Source organism: Achromobacter sp. FW305-C-13, assembly GCF_058783475.1.
On the sequence record NZ_JBYSYN010000002.1, the window covers coordinates 1,445,892 to 1,468,313 of the forward strand.

At 65.6% G+C, this 22,422-nt stretch carries 21 protein-coding genes; 14 read left to right on the top strand and 7 right to left on the bottom strand.

Annotation, left to right across the window (positions count from 1 at the left end; genetic code table 11):
- Positions 1 to 40: 40 nt before the first annotated feature.
- Positions 41 to 1,654, bottom strand: a complete 1,614-nt coding sequence (locus AC3WMU_RS18075) for an ABC transporter substrate-binding protein (protein WP_492282766.1) — start codon at positions 1,652 to 1,654, stop codon at positions 41 to 43.
- 174 nt (positions 1,655 to 1,828) lie between these two features.
- The gene (locus AC3WMU_RS18080; protein ID WP_280030149.1) at positions 1,829 to 2,602 is read right to left on the bottom strand and encodes an IclR family transcriptional regulator; all 774 of its coding nucleotides are present in this window, start codon (positions 2,600 to 2,602) and stop codon (positions 1,829 to 1,831) included.
- Between the two features lie 230 nt (positions 2,603 to 2,832).
- Here AC3WMU_RS18080 and AC3WMU_RS18085 point away from each other — a divergent pair, with 230 nt between their 5' ends.
- The 7 genes from AC3WMU_RS18085 (at position 2,833) to fba (ending at position 11,966) form a co-directional block, all read left to right on the top strand.
- Positions 2,833 to 4,152 carry an ArgE/DapE family deacylase gene (locus AC3WMU_RS18085; protein ID WP_454677620.1) on the top strand — a complete coding sequence of 440 codons (1,320 nt, stop codon included), beginning with the start codon at positions 2,833 to 2,835 and terminating at the stop codon, positions 4,150 to 4,152.
- Positions 4,153 to 4,221: 69 nt separating this feature from the next.
- Positions 4,222 to 5,826, top strand: coding sequence for an ABC transporter substrate-binding protein (locus tag AC3WMU_RS18090; protein WP_492282767.1), 1,605 nt, complete (start codon positions 4,222 to 4,224; stop codon positions 5,824 to 5,826).
- Positions 5,823 to 6,800 carry an ABC transporter permease gene (locus AC3WMU_RS18095; RefSeq protein WP_280028154.1) on the top strand — a complete coding sequence of 326 codons (978 nt, stop codon included), beginning with the start codon at positions 5,823 to 5,825 and terminating at the stop codon, positions 6,798 to 6,800. The genes AC3WMU_RS18090 and AC3WMU_RS18095 overlap by 4 nt, the downstream gene beginning before the upstream one ends.
- Complete coding sequence (locus AC3WMU_RS18100) at positions 6,797 to 7,636, top strand: ABC transporter permease (protein WP_280028153.1); 840 nt, start codon at positions 6,797 to 6,799, stop codon at positions 7,634 to 7,636. The genes AC3WMU_RS18095 and AC3WMU_RS18100 overlap by 4 nt, the downstream gene beginning before the upstream one ends.
- Positions 7,636 to 9,267 carry an ABC transporter ATP-binding protein gene (locus AC3WMU_RS18105; protein WP_492282768.1) on the top strand — a complete coding sequence of 544 codons (1,632 nt, stop codon included), beginning with the start codon at positions 7,636 to 7,638 and terminating at the stop codon, positions 9,265 to 9,267. Before AC3WMU_RS18100 ends, AC3WMU_RS18105 begins: the two co-directional genes overlap by 1 nt.
- The gene (locus tag AC3WMU_RS18110; RefSeq protein WP_492282769.1) at positions 9,260 to 10,699 is read left to right on the top strand and encodes an amidase; all 1,440 of its coding nucleotides are present in this window, start codon (positions 9,260 to 9,262) and stop codon (positions 10,697 to 10,699) included. Before AC3WMU_RS18105 ends, AC3WMU_RS18110 begins: the two co-directional genes overlap by 8 nt.
- A 202-nt stretch (positions 10,700 to 10,901) precedes the next feature.
- Entirely contained in the window at positions 10,902 to 11,966 is a 1,065-nt protein-coding gene (gene fba / locus AC3WMU_RS18115) for a class II fructose-bisphosphate aldolase (RefSeq protein WP_315137852.1), read from the top strand.
- A 97-nt stretch (positions 11,967 to 12,063) separates the two neighbouring features.
- On the opposite strand, the gene AC3WMU_RS18120 is transcribed toward fba, so the two are convergent.
- The gene (locus AC3WMU_RS18120) at positions 12,064 to 12,519 is read right to left on the bottom strand and encodes a GFA family protein (protein WP_280028149.1); all 456 of its coding nucleotides are present in this window, start codon (positions 12,517 to 12,519) and stop codon (positions 12,064 to 12,066) included.
- A 265-nt stretch (positions 12,520 to 12,784) separates the two neighbouring features.
- Here AC3WMU_RS18120 and AC3WMU_RS18125 point away from each other — a divergent pair, with 265 nt between their 5' ends.
- The 6 genes from AC3WMU_RS18125 (at position 12,785) to AC3WMU_RS18150 (ending at position 17,442) form a co-directional block, all read left to right on the top strand.
- Positions 12,785 to 13,666, top strand: a complete 882-nt coding sequence (locus AC3WMU_RS18125) for a phosphoribosylaminoimidazolesuccinocarboxamide synthase (protein WP_492282770.1) — start codon at positions 12,785 to 12,787, stop codon at positions 13,664 to 13,666.
- A gap of 144 nt (positions 13,667 to 13,810) precedes the next feature.
- A complete protein-coding gene (locus tag AC3WMU_RS18130) occupies positions 13,811 to 13,969 on the top strand; it encodes a DUF5993 family protein (RefSeq protein ID WP_006222796.1) in 159 nt (52 codons plus the stop codon).
- Between the two features lie 10 nt (positions 13,970 to 13,979).
- Positions 13,980 to 14,552 (top strand): disulfide bond formation protein B, encoded by a 573-nt coding sequence (locus AC3WMU_RS18135; protein WP_280028147.1) that lies wholly within the window; start codon positions 13,980 to 13,982, stop codon positions 14,550 to 14,552.
- Positions 14,553 to 14,657: 105 nt separating this feature from the next.
- Entirely contained in the window at positions 14,658 to 15,179 is a 522-nt protein-coding gene (gene purE, locus AC3WMU_RS18140) for a 5-(carboxyamino)imidazole ribonucleotide mutase (RefSeq protein WP_006222798.1), read from the top strand.
- A 5-nt stretch (positions 15,180 to 15,184) separates the two neighbouring features.
- Positions 15,185 to 16,375: a 5-(carboxyamino)imidazole ribonucleotide synthase gene (locus AC3WMU_RS18145; RefSeq protein ID WP_492282771.1), complete on the top strand. Its 1,191-nt coding sequence runs from the start codon at positions 15,185 to 15,187 to the stop codon at positions 16,373 to 16,375.
- A 14-nt stretch (positions 16,376 to 16,389) separates the two neighbouring features.
- Positions 16,390 to 17,442, top strand: a complete 1,053-nt coding sequence (locus AC3WMU_RS18150; RefSeq protein WP_492282772.1) for an L-threonylcarbamoyladenylate synthase — start codon at positions 16,390 to 16,392, stop codon at positions 17,440 to 17,442.
- Between the two features lie 334 nt (positions 17,443 to 17,776).
- Here AC3WMU_RS18150 and AC3WMU_RS18155 read toward each other — a convergent pair whose 3' ends face one another.
- From AC3WMU_RS18155 to AC3WMU_RS18170, 4 genes are read right to left on the bottom strand one after another with little or no spacing between them, the layout of a single operon-like run.
- On the bottom strand, positions 17,777 to 18,604 hold the full coding sequence (locus AC3WMU_RS18155) for an IclR family transcriptional regulator domain-containing protein (protein WP_006222801.1): 828 nt from the start codon (positions 18,602 to 18,604) through the stop codon (positions 17,777 to 17,779).
- Positions 18,604 to 19,242 carry a 3-oxoacid CoA-transferase subunit B gene (locus AC3WMU_RS18160; protein WP_088591626.1) on the bottom strand — a complete coding sequence of 213 codons (639 nt, stop codon included), beginning with the start codon at positions 19,240 to 19,242 and terminating at the stop codon, positions 18,604 to 18,606. Before AC3WMU_RS18160 ends, AC3WMU_RS18155 begins: the two co-directional genes overlap by 1 nt.
- Before the next feature lie 10 nt (positions 19,243 to 19,252).
- Entirely contained in the window at positions 19,253 to 19,933 is a 681-nt protein-coding gene (locus tag AC3WMU_RS18165) for a 3-oxoacid CoA-transferase subunit A (protein WP_424625174.1), read from the bottom strand.
- Between the two features lie 47 nt (positions 19,934 to 19,980).
- The gene (locus tag AC3WMU_RS18170; protein WP_088591625.1) at positions 19,981 to 20,994 is read right to left on the bottom strand and encodes a Bug family tripartite tricarboxylate transporter substrate binding protein; all 1,014 of its coding nucleotides are present in this window, start codon (positions 20,992 to 20,994) and stop codon (positions 19,981 to 19,983) included.
- Positions 20,995 to 21,346: 352 nt separating this feature from the next.
- Here AC3WMU_RS18170 and AC3WMU_RS18175 point away from each other — a divergent pair, with 352 nt between their 5' ends.
- The gene (locus AC3WMU_RS18175; RefSeq protein ID WP_315137827.1) at positions 21,347 to 22,369 is read left to right on the top strand and encodes an amino acid ABC transporter substrate-binding protein; all 1,023 of its coding nucleotides are present in this window, start codon (positions 21,347 to 21,349) and stop codon (positions 22,367 to 22,369) included.
- Positions 22,370 to 22,422 lie beyond the last annotated feature (53 nt).

Sequence of the window (22,422 nt, forward strand, 5' to 3'; positions counted from 1 at the left end):
GAAGACGGCCGGCGGCCCCGGGGCGCCGCCGGCCGTCGGCCTATTTCGGCGCCAGCCAGGCGTCGGCGTAGGTGTCCACGGCCCCCAGGCCGGTGGCGATGGCGCCGTGCACTCGCGAGTCCAGGAAGGTGGAGTAGTTGGTGTCGTCGATCCAGGCCAGCGGCACGTCCTCGGCCAAGATCTTCTGCACTTCCGTGTACAGGCGCTGGCGTTCCTCGTCCGTCGGCGCGGTGGCCGCCTGATCGAACAATTCGTCCACTTTGGGGTTGCGGTATTGCGAAGTGTTGGTGAACGCCAGCCCTTTCTTGATGTTGCTGCTGACGTAAGTGCGCGACACACCGATCGCCGGGTCGCCATACTGGAAGACGCCGTTGTAGGCCATGTCGAAATCCCAGTTGCCCATGCGCGAGGTCCAGCCGCCGACGTCGGTGCTTTCGATGTCGATGGCGATGCCAACCTTGCCCAGGCTCTGCTTGGTGTATTCGGCGATGCGGCGCTGCATCTCGCCGTAGGGGTTGGGAATCAGCCCCAGCTTCACCCGCACACCCTTGGCATCCGGCTTCAGCCCCATTTCGTCGAGCAGGGCGATCGCTTTCTTCGGGTCGTACGGATACTGCTTGATGTTGGGATCGAAGAAGCGCGTATTGCGGTGGAACGGGCCGGTCGAGACCGTGCCCAGTCCGAACATGATGCGCTTGACGATGAACTCGCGGTCGATCGCGTACATGACGGCTTGCCGGAAACGCTTGTCGTCCATCGGCTTGCGCGCCTCGTTCATTTCGATCCAGTGCAGCGTGGACCAGTATTCATAGCCCTTTTGCGTAACGTTGATGTGCGGCAGTTTGGACACGCGCGGCATGTCGAAGGGTTCGATGTCCTGCAGCCAGGCTTGCTGCACCGTGCGCTGCTCCAGCGCCAGGCGGCGCGAGGCGGCATCCGGGATCACGCGGTAGGTGATGCCGTCCAGATAGGGGCGGCCCTCCTTCCAATAGTGCTCGTTCTTGACCAGTTCGATGTACGACCCGCGTTCCCAGCGCTTGAACTTGAACGGACCGGTGCCGATGGGTGCATTGTTGTGCGGGTTCTGCGCCATGGGCGTATCCACGTCGAACAGGTGCTTGGGCAGGATCACGCCGCCGCCGATGTCGAAGGCATACAGGAACGCCGAGTAGCGCTCCTTCAACTTGAACACCACGGTGTGTGCGTCGGGCGCGGTGATGTCCTCGATGTAGCGCATCAGCGAACGGGTGCGCGGCGTATTGGCCAGTACCTGCTTGTATGAAAACAGCACGTCCGCCGAGGTGAAGGGCTTGCCGTCGTGCCATTGCGCATTGGGCTGCAAATGGAAGGTGTAGGTCAGCTGGTCGTCTGACACGTCCCAGGACTTGGCCAGGCTGGGCTGCGGCTTCAGGTCGAAGGAGTAGGTCAGCAGGCTTTCATAGACCTTGCCGGCCACCATCTGCGTGGTGCCGACCTGCTGCATGGCTACATTCAGGTTGGGCGGCTCGGGGTTCAGGATGGCGGTCAGCACGCCGCCGTATTGCGGCTGGGCGTCGGGCGAGGGCGGGGCGGCAAAGACGGCAGGAGCGGCGGCGACGGCGGCAGCGGCCAACAGGCCTTGCGCCAGGGCACGGCGGACGATATTGCACTTCAAGGCAAACCTCCTTGGGTTGGCGGCTGAGGCGGGCTCGGACGCGGCAACATTAAATCTTGAGTATCAAATAGTGATACTTAAGAATCCAAGACGGTAATGGTGCAGCAGCCCGCCCGGCCGCGCAAGCCAACGGGCGCTAGGGATTTCCCGAGAGCAGGGCCGCCAGGGCGGGGGTCAATTGCGGTTGGGGCGGCCGCTGAGCGCGCGCGCGGCCGAGATGGCCAGCGAGCTGAAGCGCTGGGAAAACGATTCCAGCGTCCATTCGGCCAACAGGCCGGAGATGTGGATGGCCGCCAAGGGGCGCCCGCTATGGTCGACGACGGCGCTGGCCAGCACGATTTCGCCCACCATGCTTTCTTCCAGGCAGATGGCGTAGCCCTGCACGCGGGCGTCGCGCACGCGCTGGCGGATCAGGTCGGGGTCGGTGATGGTCTTGGGCGTCAGCGGGCGCATGTCGCTACGCGCCAGGATGTCGTCGACTTCGTCGTCGGCCAGGTGCGACATGATGGCGCGGCCGCCCGAGGACGAGAACGTGGGCATGCGTCGCCCTACCAGCGTGGCATAGAACGTCTGGCGCTTGGTCTGCCGGCGTAGCGCATAGACGATGGTCAGGTCGTCGAACAGGCTCAGGTCGACGCGTTCGCCGCATTCCTGCTGCAGCTGCTCGAGGATGGGCGTGGCGCGTTCCAGCAGCGGATGGCCGCGCAGGAAATCGAAGGTCCGGTCCAGGATCTTCTTGCCCAGGACATACCCGCGCTGGTTGATGCCGCGCTCGAGGTAGCCCAGCGCCACCAAGGTGTGCAGCATGCGCTGGGTCGAGCTGCGGTCCAGCCCCGACAGCTCGGTCAGTTCGTTCAGGCTGAGCGGGCCGGGGTTGTTGGAGAAAGCCTCCAGGATGCCGAAGCCTTTCGCCAGGGATTGGTTGAACCGGGTCTCGGTTGTGGCCATGTTGTTCTACTCCAGTTTTTTTGTCTTTGCGGCGTTGCATCGGCGCGTGGCGAGAGCACGCGGATACGCACTGTAGTGGCAATCGATTTCTGCCAGGGCTAGGGAAATCACCCATGGTTTCTATCTTGCCCCGCGTTTGTGTGAACTCTATCATGCCAAATATAGATATCTAAGTATCAATTATTGATACTTATGAATTCACGGATTTCACACTCGACAAGGGGAATGCAATGAGCGTCGCAGCAGCCAGCCTGGACCAGGCCCGTATCGCCGAAGCCGTAGGCAAGCTTCGCCAGTACATGACCGACACGCTGACCGGATTCGTCCAGTGCCGCAGCCTGCCCGGGCAGGAAATGTCCGCCGCCGCGTTCATGGAAGACGCGCTGGCGGACCTGGGGCTTGCTTCCGAGCGCATTGCGCTGCGGACGGAAGAACTGAAGAACCTGCCGCTCTATTCCCCAGCGTGCTGCCCGGACGGCGGCCGCTACAACGTGCTGGCGCGCCACGAGCCGCGCAGCGCGGGCGGCCGGGCGGTGTTGTTCAATGGCCACCTGGACGTGGTGCCTACCGGCCCGCATGAGCTCTGGGACCCTGCGCCGTTCGACGGCGAGCTTCGCGACGGCTGGCTGTACGGACGCGGCGCCGGCGACATGAAAGCGGGCATCGTCTGCGCGCTGGCGGCATTCAAAGCGCTGCAGGAACTGGGCGTGCAGCCCGCGGGCGCCGTCGGCTTCAACGGCGTGCTGGAAGAGGAAAACACGGGCAACGGCACCCTGGCCACGGTGTCGGCGTTGCAAAGCGCTATCGCCGCCGCCAAGCTCAGCGCGTTCGACGCCGTGGTGATCCCCGAACCCACGCACGAGCGCATGATGAGCGCGCAACTGGGCGTGTACTGGATGTATGTGGATATCGTGGGACGCCCCGCGCACGCCGCCTACATGACGACGGGCGTGAACCCCGTCGAGACCGGCCTGCGCATCGTCGATGCCATGAAGCAGCTGGAACACGAATGGAACTTGCCGGAAAACCGGCATCCTGCCTATCGCGAACACGCGCATCCCATCAATTTCAACCTGGGCCAGATCCACGCGGGCGACTGGAATTCGTCCGTGCCCAGCGTCTGCACGCTTGGCATGCGCATCGCCTGCTATCCGGATATGACGATCGAAGCGGCCAAGCAGTTGGTCGAGGCGCGTATCCGCACCGTCCAGGCCGGGCTGACCGACAGCGACGTGCGCATCGACATCCGCTACGAAGGTTTCCACGCGCCGGGATGCGAGTACGACCTGGACGTGCCGGCCATGCAGTTGCTGGCCGATGCGCACCGCCGCGTCGCGGGCGAACTGCCGCAGCCCACCGCGCTGACGGCCACGACCGACGGCCGCCATTTCCGCCTGATGATGGATGTGCCGGTGACGTGTTACGGCCCCAAGGTGCAGAACGTGCACGGCTTCAACGAGTGCGTGTCGGTGGACAGCATGGTGCGCGTGGCGACCTCGCTGGCGCTCTTCATCCACGACTGGTGCGGGGTTGAACCGCTGCAAGCCTGAGCCTGCCAGCGGCCAGCGCCGCGGTCTCCTCCGCCGTGAGTTGCCCCTTTTTCCTACGGAATCCCTGCCATGAAAACCCTGATCGCCCGGCGCGCCCTGGCGCGCTGCACCCTGGCCGCCGCCAGCCTGCTGGCCTTGTCCGCCCCCGCAACGCATGCTGCCGAAACGCCCCAGTACGGCGGCGTCCTCACCGCCATCCTGAACCCGGAACCGCCTACGCTGAACGTGGCGGTCCAGCAAGTGGCCGGCACGCAGCTGGTGGCCGGCAAGATCTTCGAAAGCCTGCTCACGTATTCCTTCGACCTGAAGCCGCAACCGGGGCTGGCCAAGTCCTGGGACGTGTCGGCCGACCGCCTGACCTATACGTTCCATCTGCAGCCCAAGGTGCAGTGGCATGACGGCAAGCCTTTCTCGTCGGACGACGTGGTGTTCACCTACACCAAAGTGCTGGCCAACACGCCGCGCACGCGCACGTTGATGGCCAATGTGCAGGACGTGTCGGCGCCCGACGCGCAGACGGTCGTGTTCAAGCTGAAGCAGCCGTATTCGGCCTTCCTGTACGCCTTCGACATCGGCGGCGGCGCGATCCTGCCCAAGCATTTGTACGACGTCGACACGCCCATCGGCCAGAACCCGAACAACAACGCGCCCATCGGCACCGGCCCGTTCAAGTTCAAGCGCTGGGAACGCGGCTCGTACATCGAGCTGGTCAAGAACGAACACTACTGGAAGGAGGGCCGCCCCTATCTGGACGGCATCACCTACCGCGTGATTCCCGACTCTGCTTCGCGCCGCGTGGCGCTGGAGCAGGGGACGGTGCTGCAAGCCTGGCTGCAGGACATCGAGCCGGTGGACGTGGCGCGCGTGGCCAAGCTGCCCACGATCAACCAGACCCACAAGGGGTACGAGTACTGGTCGACCATGCAATGGATTGAATTGAATGGCGGCCGCCAGCCGTTTTCGGACAAGCGCTTCCGCCAGGCGCTGATGTACGGCATCAACCGCCAGTTCATCGCGGACAAGATCATGTTCGGATCGGGCACCGTCGCCACCGGCCCCATCCACCACAACACGCGTTTCTATGACGCCAACGTCAAGAAGTATCCCTACGATCCCAAGCAGGCGATCGCGCTGCTGGATGAAATGGGCGCGAAGCCAGACGCCAAGGGTGTGCGCGCCACGATCGGCCTGATCCCGCTGCCCTACGGTGAAATGCCGCGCCGCACGGCCGAATACATCAAGCAGAACCTGGCCAAGATCGGCGTGGCCGTCACGATCGAAAGCACGGACGTGGGCGGCTGGACCAGCCGGGTAGGCAACTGGGATTTCGATATGGGCGCCAATGGCGTTTTCCAGTACGGCGACCCGGCGATCGGTGTGTCGCGCACGTATCTGGGCAGCAACATCAAGAAGGGGCTGATGTTCAGCAACACCTCGCAGTACAACAACCCCAAGGTCGATGAACTGTTCAATGCCGCCGCCACCGCCGCGACCGACGAAGAGCGTCAGAAGCTTTACAGCGAAGCGCAGCGCATCCTGGTGGAGGACGTGCCGGTGCTGTGGCTGGCCGACACCAACTACTCGACCCTGCTGAACAAGCGCGTGCACGACGCGGTGACGACTGCGCTGGGCGTGGTGGATACGCAAAGCGACACCTGGCTGTCCAAAGAATGAAAAAGATCGCCAAATTCCTGGCGAACCGGGTGGTCAAGAGCGTCCTGGTTCTGTTGATGATCGCGCTCTTCAACTTCTTTCTGGTGCGCGCGGCGCCGGGCGACCCGGCCGAGATCCTGGCCGGCCAGTCCGGCGCGGTGGACGCCGAATTCATCGCGAAGCTGCGCCAGGAATTCGGGCTGGACAAACCCATCGCCGTGCAACTGGGGCAGTACCTGAAGAACGTGGCGACGTTCGACCTGGGCTATTCCTACCGCCAGCAGGCGCCGGTTGCCGGCCTGATCCTGCAGCACCTTCCGGCCACGCTGCTGCTGACCCTGTCAGCCTTCGCCTTCGCGCTGCTGGCGGGCGTGAGCCTGGGCACGCAGGCGGCGCTGCGGGTCGGGAAATGGGGGGATACCGTCATCACCACCTTGTCGATGCTGGCCTACGCCACCCCGCTGTTCTGGGTGGGCCTGATGCTGGTGCTGCTGTTCTCGGTGAATCTGGAATGGCTGCCGGCCTTCGGCTACGAAAGCGTGGGCGCCAATCTGACGGGGCTGGCGCGCCTGGCCGACGTGGCCAAGCACCTGCTGCTGCCGGCACTCACGCTGGGCATGTTCTATATGGCCGTGTACGCGCGGTTGACGCGGGCGTCCATCCTCGAGATCAGCCAGCTGGATTTCGTGAAGACCGCGCGCGCCAAGGGGCTGTCCGAGCGAACCGTGATCGTGCGCCACGTGCTGCGCAACGCGCTGCTGCCGGTGATCACCTACGCCGGCATCCAGGCGGGCGGCCTGATCGGCGGCTCGCTGCTGGTGGAAACGGTCTTCGCCTGGCCCGGCATCGGGCGGCTGGCATTCGACGCGTTGATCCAGCGCGACTACAGCGTACTGCTGGGCGTGTTCTTCGTGGCCTCGCTGATCGTGGTCGTGGTCAACCTCGTCACCGACATCCTGTACACGGTGGCGGATCCCAGGATCGAACTGAAATGAAAGCGTTCATGCAATCGTTCTGCCGCAACAAGGGCGGCATCATGGGTCTTCTGGTCCTGGGGCTGGTGACGTTGATGGCCGTCACCGCCAGCTGGATCTTCCCGGACAGCCCGTGGGACATCATCAACGGCCCCTTCATGCCGCCGCTGTCCGAAGGTGCCTTGCTCGGCACCGACACGCTGGGCCGCGACATCGCCACCGGCATCGCCTACGGGTCGCGCATCACGCTGGTGCTGGCCGCCGTTTCCACCGCGGTGTCCATCCTGGTGGGCATCACGGTCGGTGCGCTGGCGGGCTTCTACGGTGGGAGAGTCGACCAGGCCATCGTGGGCTTCATCGAACTGTTCCAGACCATACCCAGCTTCTTCCTGGCGGTGGTGCTGGTGGCCATTCTGACGCCCAACATGGCGACCGTGATCTTCGCGATTGCGGTGGTGTCCTGGCCGCCGCTGGCGCGGCTGGTGCGGGCCGAGTTCATGAGCCTGAAGAACCGCGAGTTCGTGCAGGCGGCCATGCTCGCCGGCCAGTCCAACCTGCGCATCATCTTGACGCAGATTCTGCCCAACAGCCTGTCGCCCGTGATCGTGTCGGGTTCCCTGATGATCGCAAGCTCGATCCTGCTGGAGTCGGCGCTGAGCTTCCTGGGCCTGGGCGATCCCAATGCCATGACCTGGGGCTACATCATCGGCGCCTCGCGCAGCGTGTTGCGCGATGCCTGGTGGATGAGCGTATTCCCCGGCGTGGCGATCCTGCTGACGGTGTTGTCGCTGAACCTGATCGGCGAGGCGCTCAACGACGCCCTGAACCCCAAACTGGCCCGCAGGAGGACGACGTGATGAGCGCGTTGCTGGAAATCCGTGACCTGAGCGTGACGGCCGCCCATGGCGGACCAACCGTGGTGCAGGACGTGTCATACACCGTCAACCGCAACGAGATCCTGTGCGTGGTGGGCGAGTCCGGCTCGGGTAAATCCGTGACGGCGCACGCCATCATGGGCCTGCTGCCGGCCGATCAGCTCCGCGTCACGCAGGGGCAGATCCTGTACGGCGGGCGCGACCTAGTCGGGCTGTCCGCCGCCGATTGGTACGGCTTGCGCGGCAAGTCCTTCGGCATGGTGTTCCAAGAGCCGATGACCGCGCTGAACCCCATCATGCGGGTGGGCCGGCAAGTGGACGAGGTGCTGGAGCGCCACACCAGCCTGAATGCTGCGGCGCGCAAGCAACGCGTGCTGGAGCTTTTCGCCCAGGTGCTGCTGCCCGATCCGCAGGCCATGTACGACGCATTCCCGTTCCAGCTGTCTGGCGGGCAACGGCAACGCGTCGTGATTGCGATGGCGCTGGCGCTGGAGCCGGATGTGCTGATCGCCGACGAACCCACGACGGCGCTGGACGTCACTACCCAGGCGCAGATCCTGAGCCTGATCAAGGACATCCAGCGACGCATGGGTATTGGCGTCATCTTCATCACGCACGATTTCGGCGTGGTGGCCGACATTGCCGACCGCATCGTCGTGATGCGCAAGGGCGTCGTAGTGGAGGCGGGCGCTGCCGAAGACATCCTGAACCGGCCGCAGCACCCCTACACGCGCCAGCTGATCGCCGCGGTGCCGCACAAGCCCGAGGGCAAGGACGAGGCCGCCCAGGCGCCGGCGCTGATGGTGGTCGACAAGCTATGCAAGACCTTCGCCACCGGCGGCCGCCGGGTCGACGCCTTGCGCGACATCTCGCTGGAAATCCGGCAAGGCGAAACGCTTGGCCTGGTCGGCGAATCCGGTTCGGGCAAGTCCACGCTGGGCCGCACGCTGATCGGGTTGATCTCGCCCGACAGCGGCAGCGTCCGCATGGAAGGCCGTGAACTCGTGGGCATGAAGCCGCGGGACTTCCGGCCCTACCGCCGCCAGATCCAGATGGTGTTCCAGGACCCGTACGCGTCGCTGAACCCTCGCCATCGCGTGGTCGAGGCCGTGGCGCAAGGGCCAATCGCCTTCGGCGAAAGCCGCAAGACTGCGCTGCGCGACGCCCGCGAGTTGCTCGAACTGGTGGGCCTGGGCGGCGACGCCGGCGACCGCTATCCGCACCAGTTTTCGGGCGGACAGCGCCAGCGTGTCGGCATCGCCCGCGCCCTGGCGTTGAAGCCCCGGCTGCTGGTGGCGGATGAAGCCGTCTCAGCGCTGGACGTGTCGATCCAGGCCCAGGTGCTGGATCTGCTCAAGACGGTGAGCGGGCAGTTCGACCTGTCGGTGCTGTTCATCACCCACGACTTGCGCGTCGCCGCCCAGATCTGCGACCGCATCGCCGTGATGCGGCAAGGGCAACTGGTGGAACTGGACCGGGCAGCCACGATTTTCTACCACCCCCAACATGAATACACGCGCCGCCTGATCGATTCAGTGCCGGGCAAGGCCTGGAACAAACCCGATCCGGAGGCGCTGTCGGACCCCTCAACTAGGAGCAAGCAGTATGCGTGACACCGAGTATCAGGCGCTGGACGGGCTGGCGCTGGCCGACCTGCTGGCGCGGCGCGAAGTCAGCCCCCAGGACCTGATGGCCTGCGCCATCAAGCTGGCGCAGGAACGCGCGCCGGCCATGAATGCGCTGTGCTATGAGCGCTACGAGGAATCGCTGGACGTGGCGCGCGAGTGGAAACCTCGGGGCGCGTTCGGCGCGATCCCCTTTTTGCTGAAGGATTCGGGGCTGGCGCATACGCGCTTTCCTTCCAGCCTGGGCTCGCGCCTGCTGAACGACACGCCCTACACCCGCAACGCCACCCTGGCCGACCGTTTCGAGGCCGCAGGCCTGATCCCGTTCGCCCGCACCACCGTGCCTGAATTCTGCATGGCGCCCACCACAGAGGCCGCCCGCAACGGCGGTCCCACCCGCAATCCGTGGGACCCCACCCGCTCGTCGGGCGGCTCCAGCGGCGGCGCGGCGGCGGCGGTGGCCGCGGGCATCGTGCCGCTGGCGCATGGCAGCGACGGGGGCGGTTCCATCCGCATCCCGGCCGCGGCCTGCGGCGTGTACGGCCTGAAGGTCTCGCGCGGCCGCGTGCCGATGGGTCCGTTCCGCGGCGAAGGCTGGGGCGGCCTGGCGACCGACGGCGTGCTGTCGCGATCGGTGCGCGACACCGCGGCCGCGCTGGACGCCATCGGCGCCCCGGAACCCGGTGCGCCCTACACCGCGCCCAAGGCGCCGGCCTCTTACCTGGCGTTGCTGGCCGAGCCGCCGCGCAAGCTGCGCATCGTCCTCTGGCGCAGCGCGTTCAATGGCGTGCCCGTCGCGCCCGAATGCGTTGCCGCCGTCGAGCACGCCGCGGCGCTGTGCCGGGAGCTGGGGCACGAGGTCGTGGACGGCACCCCGCCGGACATCGAGTACGACGCGTTCGTGCAGGCCCACGCCAACGTGCTGGCCGGCAATATCGTGCTGTCCGTGGATACGCGGCTGGGCCTGACCGGCCAGCCGTTGCGCGACGGCGATCTGGAGCCGGTGCTGCGCCAGGGCTATGACTACGGCAAGACGCTGCCGGCGGCGCAATACATCGGCAGCGTGAACCGCTTCCACGCCATCGGCCGGATACTCGACCAATATATGGAAGGGTACGACGCGATCTTGTCGCCGTCGCTCACGCAACTGCCGTTGAAGTTGGGCGAACTGTCCACGGCCGGCGGATCATTCCTGGACTTCCGCCGCAAGGTTGCCACCTACGGCACGTTCTCGGCCGCCTTCAACGCGTCCGGACAGCCGGCGGCGAGCCTGCCGCTGGTTTGGACCGACGGGGGGCTGCCCGTCGGCGTGCAGGTGGCGGCCCGCTATGGCCGCGAAGACGTGGTGCTTGCCTTGTCGGCCCAATTGGAAATGGCCCAGCCCTGGGCCGGGCGCATCGCCGTCCCCAGACCCGTCTAAGGGCAGGGGTGTCGGGGCGGCCTGGCCGCCCCGTTTTCCTCCTTCATCCGGATGATTTTCCGAGGCCGCGCGCCGTCCTGCCATTGCCTGAATGGACCGGATACGGCCGGTTGCAAGACCTTTCAGCGATTCCCCCGTAAAATCACCCTATTCAGCAGGACTTCAACCATCTTTCAATAGACAGTACTTAGGAGGACCACTCATGGCCCTAGTCTCCATGCGCCAGTTGCTCGACCATGCCGCCGAGCACGGCTACGGCATTCCGGCTTTCAACGTCAACAACCTGGAACAGGTTCAGGCCATCATGGAAGCCGCTGCGGAGACCGACAGCCCGGTGATCATGCAGGCCTCGGCCGGCGCGCGCAAATACGCGGGCGAAGGCTTCCTGAAGCACTTGATCCAGGCCGCGGTGGAATCCTATCCGCACATCCCCGTCGTGATGCACCAGGATCACGGCCAGTCGCCCAAGGTCTGCCAAGGCGCCATCGACCTGGGTTTCTCCAGCGTGATGATGGACGGTTCGCTGAAGGAAGACGGCAAGACCATCGCCGACTACGACTACAACGTCGACGTCACCAAGAAGGTCGTGGACATCGCCCACAAGCTGGGCGTGACCGTTGAAGGCGAACTCGGCTGCCTGGGTTCCCTGGAAACCATGGAAGGCGACAAGGAAGACGGCCACGGCGCCGACGGCAAGCTGACCATGGACCAGCTGCTGACCGATCCGGAGCAAGCCGCCGACTTCGTGCGCCGCACGCAGCTGGACGCCCTGGCGATCGCCATCGGCACCAGCCACGGCGCCTACAAGTTCACGCGCAAGCCCACCGGCGACATCCTGTCGATCGCCCGCATCAAGGAAATCCACGCCCGCCTGCCCAACACCCACCTGGTGATGCACGGCAGCTCCAGCGTGCCGCAGGAACTGCTGGCCGAGATCCGCGAATTCGGCGGCAACATGAAGGAAACCTACGGCGTGCCCGTCGAGGAAATCCAGGAAGCCATCAAGTACGGCGTGCGCAAGATCAATATCGATACCGATATCCGTCTGGCCATGACCGGCGCGATCCGCCGCTTCTTTGCCGAGAACCCCGAAAAATTCGACCCGCGCGAATACCTGAAGCCCGCCCGCGCCGCCGCCAAGGCGATCTGTGTGGCTCGCTACACGGAATTCGGCACGGCCGGCAACGCCAGCAAGATCCGCGCGCTGCCGCTGACTGAAATCGCCGCGCAATACGCGTCGGGCAAGCTGTCGCAAGTGGTGCAATAAGTTGCCGTACGCCGCCTTCGGGCGGCGGTCTGGCAGTGAAAAGGGGCGGGTCCACTTGGACCCGCCCCTTTTTTTTGCGTCGAGCTCGGCGCTAGCGTCAGCCCGCCGGCGCGTTCCTGGGGAAATGCGGCACGCTGCGGTCCACGTGGTGCCAGGACGGCGCTGAGCTCGTCCACAGGCTGGCCTTGGCGTGGAAGGCCTCCGGATCGTCCAGCGATCCGGCCCGCACCACTTCGTACCCCATGCCCTCGGAGCCGCCGAACAGCGGCGTGCCACAGGCGGCGCAGAAGCTGCGCATGACGGTGTGGCCAGAATCGCCCTTGTAGCGGTGTTCCTTGGCCTGGCCGCGCAGCATCGTCACCGAGCCGGCGGGGAAGATCAGGGCATGGGCCGGAGCGCCGCCGCTGGAATACTGGCAGTCCCGGCAATGACAGGTGGCGGCCGTGATCGGCTCGTCGGTGACGGCGTAACGGACGGCGCCGCACTGGCACCCGCCAGTCAGGTGTACCTGCGCGTCGGCGGCGGACGGGCGTTTGAGGGAAGCATCCTGCATACGGCTTTGTCTCCGGGCGTAAGGTCTGCGCCGTGACGCCCAGGGGCGGCCGGCGCGAATAGTGGGTTGGGAATCCAAGCCTAACCCGGCCCCCGCCGCCCGGCAAGGCAGACATATTTGCAGTAATCTATGCGCTTTGCAGGGTTCGGGCTTCGGCGCTTCGTGCGTCATGCGCCGTCCCCCGTGCAGGTTCCGATTTCGTTCTACTTCCCGCCCTGGCGCTTGCCCGAGGCGGGAATCTTCATTTTTGCCATAGGCCATTCCCGTGACTTCTGCTTTGCATCAATCCAGCATCAAGTCCTTGCCGCTGCTGGGCCGCGGTAAGGTGCGCGATATGTACGCGGTGGGCGACGACAAGTTGCTGATCGTCGCGTCGGATCGTATCTCCGCCTTCGACGTGATTCTTGACGATCCCATTCCCGGCAAGGGACAGGTGCTGACCGAGCTGACCGAATTCTGGTTGCAGAAGCTGGCCCACATCCTGCCGAACCACTCCACGGGCGTGAAGCCCGAAGACGTGGTGGCCCCGGACGAAGTGGACCAGGTGCGCGGCCGCGCCGTCGTGGTCAAGCGCTTGAAGCCGATCCTGGTGGAAGCGGTTGCCCGCGGCTACCTGATCGGTTCCGGCTGGAAAGACTACCAGTCCACCGGCGCCATCTGCGGCATCAAGCTGCCCGCCGGCCTGCAGCAGGCCAGCCAGTTGCCCGAGCCCATCTTCACGCCCGCCGCCAAGGCCGAATTCGGCATGCACGACGAAAACGTCGACTTCGCGCACGTGGTCAAGGAAGTGGGCCAGGAACTGGCCGAGCGCATCCGCGACGTCACGCTCAAGCTGTACGCTGAAGCTGCCAAGTTCGCCGCCACCAAGGGAATCATCATTGCCGACACCAAGTTCGAATTCGGCTTGGACGACAACGGCACGCTTCATTTGATGGACGAAGTGCTGACGCCCGATTCGTCGCGCTTCTGGCCGGCCGATGGCTACCGCGTCGGCATCAGCCCCCCCTCGTTCGACAAGCAGTTCGTGCGCGACTGGCTGGAAACCCAGACCTGGGACAAAACCCCGCCCGCCCCGCGCCTGCCGCAGGACGTGCTGGAAAAGACGGCCGCCAAGTACCGCGAAGCGCTGGATCGCCTGACCGCCTGATCCCTCCCGCCGCTGACGAAAACCCGCTCTCGAGCGGGTTTTTTTATGGTCCGGCCTTAGGGGAATCGATAACAATTATTGCGTATTGTTACGCTATACTCGTCGGCTGCCTAAGCAGGACGCCAGCCGACAGGAGTCTTACGCATGATCATGATGTTGCCCTTTCTGACCGGATTGGTTGCGGTGTGGTTCGGCGTGCTGGGAAAGCGCCGCCCCTGCGTGACGTTCTGGTTGCTTACGCTCGTGATCTTCGGTGTCTGGTGCCAATACCACATGACCAGCCCGCTGGCGCTGTCGTTGTAAGGGCGGGGCAATGATCTTCTCCCGCAATCCCGCGCGCGGCTCTCGCGTGCTGAACGGCGTGGCGCTGTTGGGCGTCACCGGCATCCTGGGCATGGCCTTTGCCTGGCAGTTCATCTACGACGAGCTGCCGTGCCCCCTGTGCCTGTTGCAGCGCGTGGCGTTCATCCTGGCCGGCGTGGGATTCCTGCTGAACATGCGGGTGGGGCCGTCGCCCATGCACTACGGCATGAGCATTGCGGCCTCGCTGGGCGGCATGGTCGCCTCGGGCAGGCAAGTGTTGCTGCACATCGCGCCCGGCGATCCCGGCTACGGCACGCCGTTCATGGGGCTGCACTTCTATACCTGGGCGTTCATCGCCTTTGCCGCCATCATCGTCTTCTGCGTCCTGATGCAGTCCGCCGACCGCAAATGGGGCGACAGCATGCTGAAAAAGCCGGTCTCGGCACTGGGTCTCGTCGTCATGGCCCTGTTTTTCATCATGACGCTGGCCAACGTCGGCAGCACAACCCTGGAGTGCGGTTTCGGACCTTGCCCGGACAATCCCGACAGCTATCTGTGGCTGCCGTCTTCGGCCGCGCCATAGACGGTCGCGCGCGCCGGGTAAAATACCGGGTTTCGCGGACCGAATCCGCGGCCCTTTGACATTCCGCGGGCAGGTTTCCGCGGTCTTACCTCTTTGACACCGGTTATGACAGCCAAGACTTCCGCAGCGGCAGAGGCCACCCCCGTGGTGGGCGTGATTATGGGTTCTTCCAGCGATTGGGAGGTCATGAAGCACGCGGTCACCATGCTGGAGGACTTCGGCGTGGCCTACGAGGCGCGCGTGATTTCCGCGCACCGCATGCCGCAGGACATGGCCGAATACGGCGCGGCGGCGCACGAGCGCGGCCTGCGCGGCATCATCGCCGGCGCCGGCGGCGCGGCGCACCTGCCGGGCATGATGGCGGCACTGACCGAAGTGCCGGTGTTCGGCGTGCCGGTCCCCTCCAAATACTTGCGCGGCGAAGACTCGCTGCTGTCCATCGTGCAGATGCCCAAGGGCGTGCCGGTGGCCACCTTCGCGATCGGCGAAGCGGGCGCGGCCAATGCCGCCCTGCACGTGATCGCCACGCTGGCGGGCACCGATGCCGGTTTGCACAAGAAGCTGGTGGCCTTCCGCGCGCGCCAGACGCAAGCCGCGCGCGACATGAAGGTTCCGCCCGAGGCCTGATCCGTATGACTCAATCGACTCCTTTCATGATTGCCCCCGGCGGCTGGCTGGGCCTGTTGGGCGGCGGCCAATTGGGCCGCATGTTCTGCCACGCGGCGCAAAGCCTGGGCTACAAGGTTGCGGTGCTGGACCCGGCCGACGAATGCCCCGCCGGCATGGTGGCCGACCTGCACATCCAGGCCGCCTACGATGACGAAGCCGGTCTGGCCCGGCTGGCCCAGACCTGTCAGGCCGTCACCACCGAATTCGAAAACGTCCCCGCCGACAGCCTGCGCACGCTGGCCACGCGCTGCCGCGTGAGCCCCGCGGCCGATGCCGTGGCCATCGTGCAGGACCGCATCGCCGAAAAGACATTCATCGCCTCGCAAGGCATACCCGTCGCGCCGCACGCGGCCATCCGCGCCGAAGCGGACCTGCGCGCCGCCTCCGACGCCTTGTTTCCCGGCATCCTGAAAGTCGCCCGATTGGGTTACGACGGCAAGGGCCAGGCCCGCATCAACACGCGTGAAGAGGCGCTGGCCGCTTTCGCCGAATTCGGTGGCGTGGCTTGCGTGCTGGAAGCGCTGATGCCGCTGGATTACGAGATTTCGGTCGTGATCGCGCGCGGTTTCGATGGCGCCACCGTGGTGTTTCCCGTGGCTCGCAATGTGCACCGCGACGGCATCCTGGCGGTGTCCACTGCCGCGCCCGTGGAATCGGACGCGGCGCACGCCGAACGGCAGGCCCGCGCGCCCGACGCCGCGAAAGCCATCGCGCAAGGCCTGGGTTACCACGGCGTGATGTGCGTGGAGTTCTTCGTGCTGAAGGATGGCAGCCTGATCGTCAACGAGATCGCGCCGCGCCCGCACAACAGCGGCCACTACACGATGAACGCCTGCGTCACCAGCCAGTTCGAGCAGCAGGCGCGCGCCATGGCCGGCCTGCCGCTGGGCAGCGCCGCGCTGCTGGCGCCCGCCGTCATGCTGAACATCCTGGGCGACATCTGGTATGCGTCTTCGACCGCGACGACGCAGCGCGAACCCGATTGGGCCGCCGCGCTGGCGGTGCCGACGGCCAAGCTGCACTTGTACGGCAAGCACGAAGCGCGCCGTGGCCGCAAGATGGGCCACATCACCATCGTGGCGCCCACCCTGGACCAGGCCCGTGCCGATGCCGCCCGCGTGGCCGCCGCGCTGGGCATGGAAGCCCCCGAGTAAGCCGCGACGATCCGATGCCTTCCTTGCCCCCGCATGATTCCGCCAGCGCCGCGGAGATCGCCCTTGCCGCGCAACGTTTGCTGGATGGCGAACTGGCTGCCTTTCCCACCGAGACCGTCTACGGCCTGGGTGCGGATGCAGAAAGTCCGCAAGCGGTAGCGAAGATCTATGCGGCCAAGGGGCGGCCGTCGAATCATCCCGTCATCGTGCACATCGCGCCGCAAGGCGACGTGTCGTACTGGGCGGCCGAGGTGCCGCCCGAGGCACGCCTGCTGATCGACGCGTTCTGGCCTGGTCCGTTGACGTTGATCCTCCAGCGCGCGCCGCACATTGTGGACACGGTCAGCGGCGGGCAGGACAGCATCGGCATCCGCTGCCCGTCGCATCCTATCGCGCAGGCGCTGCTGGCGGCATTCGCCGCGGGCAAGCCGAACGGGCAGGGCGGCGTGGCGGCGCCGTCGGCCAACAAGTTCGGCCAGGTATCGCCGACGCGCGCCGAGCACGTGCGCCATGAATTCCCCGATGAAGTCGCCGCCGGCATGCCCGTGCTGGAGGGCGGCGCATCGGAAGTGGGCATCGAGTCCACCATCCTGGACCTGTCGCGCCTGGACCGCGGCGCGGGCCCCGTGCTGCTGCGCCCAGGCCATATCAGCGCGGCGCAGATCGAAGCCGTGCTGGGCGTGCAGGTGTTCGCGCCGGATGCCGCCGCGCCGCGCGCCTCGGGCACGCTGAAGGCGCACTACGCGCCGCGCACGCCGCTGGAGCTGGCTTCCGACGCGCGCCTGCAGGACGTGGCCCGAGGCCGCAACCTGCCGGAAGGCAAGGTCGTGGTGGTGGCGTACGGCGACGCGCCCCAGGCACTGGACCCGCGCTTGCAATGGCATCCCGTGCCCGCCGACCCGGCGCGCTATGCACAGGCTCTCTACGGCCTGCTGCGCGACCTGGACAAAAAGGGCTATGCCCGCATCATCGTGCAGGCCCCTCCGGCTACCGACGAATGGCACGCGGTCAACGACCGCATCGGCCGCGCGGCCGCCGCGTTCACGCTGGATACGACGGACCTGTAAAACGCCGGGTGACGGCCAGCAACGGCATTTGGCGAGTAGAACAAAGCCGTAGGATGGGTGGAGCGCGAACAGGCGGGGGCAAGATGATTGCTGTCCATCGCGCGCAACCCATCAGGCAGCGGTGGATCCCTATCAGCTTTCGCCAGAACTCAACCGATGCTTGATGGGTTGCGCGCGTCAGGCATTCGCATTCTTATCCGAAATCACTCGCGCTCCACCCATCCTACGATGGGCCAACATCGCATTTACGACGGATCGACATCACAATATGCGACGGGCCAACATCGCATTCACGACGGCCCAACATCGCATTCAAGCCGGGCCGACACCTCCTTCACGCGACCAGGAATTCGCCGATTCTTTCGACGGCCTGCCGCAGGGGCGGCAGGAATTCTTCCGTCAGCCGGATCAACGGCACCCGCGCTGCCTTCACGCTGACGTTTACGGCGCCGCAGGCCTTGCCGCTGGCCGAGCGCACGGGGACCGAGATTGCGCGCACGTTCAGTTCCAGTTCCTGGTCCACCACCGCATAGCCCTGCTCGCGGATGCGCGCCAGTTCCGCGCGCAGCTTCGCTTCGGTGGTCAGCGTGAATTCCGTATAGGGTTGCAGGTCAACCGTGGCGAAATAGCGGGCTAGCGCCGGTTCTGGTAGTTGCGCCAGCAGCACGCGTCCTATCGACGTGCAGTACGCCGGCAAGCGGCTGCCCAGCCCCATCGACGTGGCCAGCAGGCGGTTCACTTCCGAGCGCGCCAGATACAGCATCTCGTGGCCTTCCATGATGGCCAGGGCACAAGTTTCATTGACGGTGGCGCTCAGCTCTTCCAGCACGGGCTGGGCAAGCGACACGAACGGCGTGGACGAAAAATACGCGTAGCCCAGGCCCAGGATGCGCGGCGTCAGCACATACAGCCGGCCGTGTTGCTCGGCGATGCCCAGCAGGATCAATGTGTGCAGGCAACGCTGCACGACGGCGCGCGGCAGCGCGGCGCGCCGGCTCAGTTCCGCCGCTGTCTGCGGATGGCGGCGCGTGCCGAACGCGCGGATCACATGCAGGCCGCGCGCAAGCGTCAGCATGTAGTCCGGATCGCCGCGCAACTGGTCGGGATGATCTTCCGCCGCAAGCGGGGCGGCGTAGCCGGGTGGGGGAAGATTGGGCAGCATCAGCCTGCGCGCAGCGGCGCGCCGGTGCGCGCTTGCAGTTCGTTCAGAGTCATGCCGTCGATCATATCCCGAACCACCAGGCCCTCCGGCGTGACGTCGATGACGGCCAGATCCGTGTAGATGCGGTCAACCACGCCGGCGCCCGTCAGCGGATACGTGCAGCGTTCGACGATCTTCGGATCGCCGTTCTTGCTGTTGTGCTCCATCATGATGAACACGCTGCGCGCGCCCACTGCCAGGTCCATCGCGCCGCCGACGGCCGGCGCTTCGCCCGGCTTGGCCAGCGACCAGTTGGCCAGGTCGCCGTTGGCGGCAACCTGCATGCCGCCCATGACGCAGATGTCCAGATGGCCCCCGCGCATCATCGCGAACGAATCCGCGTGGTGGAAGTACGAGCCGCCTTCCAGCAGCGTCACCGGCTGCTTGCCGGCGTTGATCAGATCCAGGTTGATGGCATCGTCAGCGGGCGGCGGGCCCATGCCCAGGATGCCGTTTTCGCTATGCAGCACGATCTCGCGGCCGGGGGGAAGATGGGCGGCCACCAGCACTGGCATGCCGATGCCCAGGTTGACGTAGCTGCCGTCGGGAATGTCCAGGGCCAGGCGGCGCGCCATGGCCTCGCGGGTCAGGGGTTGCATGAGGATTCCTTCAGCTGGAAAAGGCGGCATTGGCCACCTCGGTGACACGCGCGACGAAGATGCCCGGCGTCACGACGGCTTCGGGCGACAGTTCGCCCAGCTCGACCTTGGCGCGCACTTGCACAATGGTGGTCTTGGCCGCCATGCACATGATGGGACCGAAGTTGCGCGCGCTCTTGTGGTAGGTCAGGTTGCCCCAGCGGTCGCCCTGGTCCGCCTTGACGAGCGCGAAGTCGCCATGCAGCGGCGTCTCGAAGACATAGCCGCGGCCGTCGATGATGCGGGTTTCCTTGCCTTGGGCCAGCTCGGTGCCATAGGCGGTAGGGGTGAAGAAGCCGCCCAGCCCGGCGCCGGCTGCGCGCAACCGTTCGGCGATGGTGCCTTGTGGCACGCATTCCAGTTCAATGCCGCCGCGGCGATACAGGTCGTCGAAGACCCAGGAATGCGAGGCCTTGGGAAATGAGCAGATGACGCGGCGCACGCGGCCTGCCTTGATCAGCGCGGCCAGGCCGGTTTCGTGGTTGCCTGCGTTGTTGCTGACGACGGTGAGTTCGCGCGCGCCCTGGTCGATCAGCGCATGGATGAGTTCGGTGGGCATGCCTGCGCCGCCGAAGCCGCTGATCAGCACCGTAGCGCCGTCGTGGATGTCCGAGACCGCGGCCTCGGGGGTATCGATGAACTTGTTGATCATGGGGAAACTCCGATCGGGCCAGGCGCGGTGCCGCGCCCGGTCCGCGTTCAATTCACGGTGATAGCCGCCTGCTTGATGATTTCGGCGTAGCGCGCCGAATCCGTCTTCATCAGTTCCGCGAACTGCGCCGTGGTGCCGCTGGCGGGCAGGAAGCCCGCATCCACGAACTTCTGCTTCACATCGGGTTCCTTGACGATCTCGGCGATCTCGCGCGCCATGCGTTCGATGATCGGCTTGGGCGTGCCGGCCGGGGCCATCAGGCCGGCCCAGGAGCCCGTCACGAAGCCGGGCATGCCGGCTTCTTCCATCGTGGGGATGCCGGGCTCGGTGGGCCAGCGTTCCTTGCCGGTGAAGGCCAGCGCCTTCAGGCGGTTCTGCTTCACGTACTGCATCGGGACCAGGATGGGGTCGAACACCATCGAGACGCGGCCGCCCAGCAGATCGGTCAGGATGGGGGCGCTGCCCTTGTAGGCCACGTGCGTCATCGTGAGCTTGTTCTGCAGCGCGAAGTCCGCGCCGGTCAGGTGCGCGCTGGACCCGTTTCCGCTGGACGCGTAGGTGAGTTTGTCGGGGTTCTTGCGGCCATAGGCGACCAGGTCGGCCACGGTGTTGACCGGCAGGTCTTGCGCCACGAACAGGAACAGGGGCAGGTCGGCCATCTGCACCACCGGCGTCAGGTCGGCCGGGGCGTAGGTCAGCTTGTACAGGTGGAAGTTGATGATGTAGGCCGGCAGGATGGACAGGAAGGTGTAGCCGTCCGCGTCCGACTTGGCCGCGATGGCCGAGCCGACGCTGCTGTTGGCCCCCGGCCGGTTCTCGACGATGATCGTCTGCTTCAGGCGGGGCCCCAGTTTTTCCATGACGATGCGGGTCACGATATCGGTGGAGCCGCCCGGCGTGTAGGGCACGATGATCTTGATGGGCTTGCTGGGCCAGTCATCCGCCGCGTGGACGGGGGCGGTGCCCAGGCCTGCCGCGGCCAGCGCGGACAACAACAGGGTCTTCAGGGCCATGCGGCGGTGCGCCGCGCGGCGAGGCTGCGTCTTGCTTGCTTGTGCCATGGATTCGTCTCCTCCATGAATCGGCCGAGTATCGATGCGCGCCCGGGATTTTTGTTGTGGCGCGATCGGCTTTTATGCTGCGACGCCGGTGCCGCTGAGCGGACACCGGCGCGAAAAAAGTATGGCATGCGAGCTTCGCCCGGACGGCTTGAGAGGGCCGGATAAAGTTCGATCACCGGACAAATCTGATAGGGCCTCGAATGGGCATCGCCTCGGGTTTCCACTAGGCCCGATCGCGTTGTTCACGCAGTGGACATGGCGTAATCTGGCGGCCGGCCCGACAACGCTGGGCTCGGTTTCAGCCGGGAAGGCTTACAAGTCCGACCGGGCATCTATCTCAGGAGAGGCAATAATGAAGCGGTCCATCTTGTTTGCAGCCGGCGCGCTCGCCCTGGCTTGCGCGTCCCAGGCGGCAGTCGCCGGCCCCACGTTGGATGCGGTGAAGAAAAAAGGGTTCGTGCAGTGCGGCCTGACCGACGGCGTATCCGGCTTTTCCGCCACCAACAGCAAGGGCGAATGGGAAGGCATGGACGTGGATATCTGTCGCGCGGTCGCCGCGGCCGTATTCGGCGATTCGACCAAATTCAAGGGCACGGCGCTGTCGACCCAGCAACGCTTCACCGCGCTGCAATCGGGTGAAGTCGACGTGCTGCTGCGCACCGTCACGCTGACCCAGACGCGCGACACCTCGCTGGGCTTGTCCGCGGTGGCCGCCAGCTTCTATGACGGCCAGGGCATCCTGGTGAACAAGAAGCTGGGCGTCAAGAGCGCCAAGGAACTGAACGGCGCCACCGTCTGCGTGCAGCCGGGCACCACCACGGAACTGAACCTGGCCGACTGGTTCCGCGCGAACAAGATCGAGTTCAAGCCGGTCGTGATCGACAAGGTGACCGAAGTCGTGCGCGCGTTTGAGTCCGGCCGCTGCGACGCCTTCACCGACGACGCCTCGCAACTGGCCGCCGTGCGCGCCACGCAAGTCGCCAATCCGAACGACTACGAGATCTTGCCGGAACGCTTCTCCAAGGAACCGCTGGGCCCCATGGTGCGCCAGGGTGACGAGAACTGGCTGGGCATCGTGCGCTGGACCTTGTTCGCGCTGCTGGAAGCCGAGGAATATGGCATCACGCAGAAAAACGTCGACGAAATGTTGAAGAGCAGCAACCCCAACGTCCTGCGCATCCTGGGCGTGACGCCGGGCGCCGGCAAGAATATGGGCGTGGACGAAAAATGGGCCTACAACGCCATCAAGGCCGTGGGCAACTACAGCGAAGTGTTCGAGCGCAACGTCGGCAAGGACAGCAAGCTGGGCCTGCAGCGCGGCACCAACGCGCTGTGGAGCAACGGCGGCGCCATGTATCCGTGGCCGATCCGTTGACCCCCTGCGTGCGATAACAGGCGGCCCGCAACGCGCGGGCCGCTTTTTTTCTT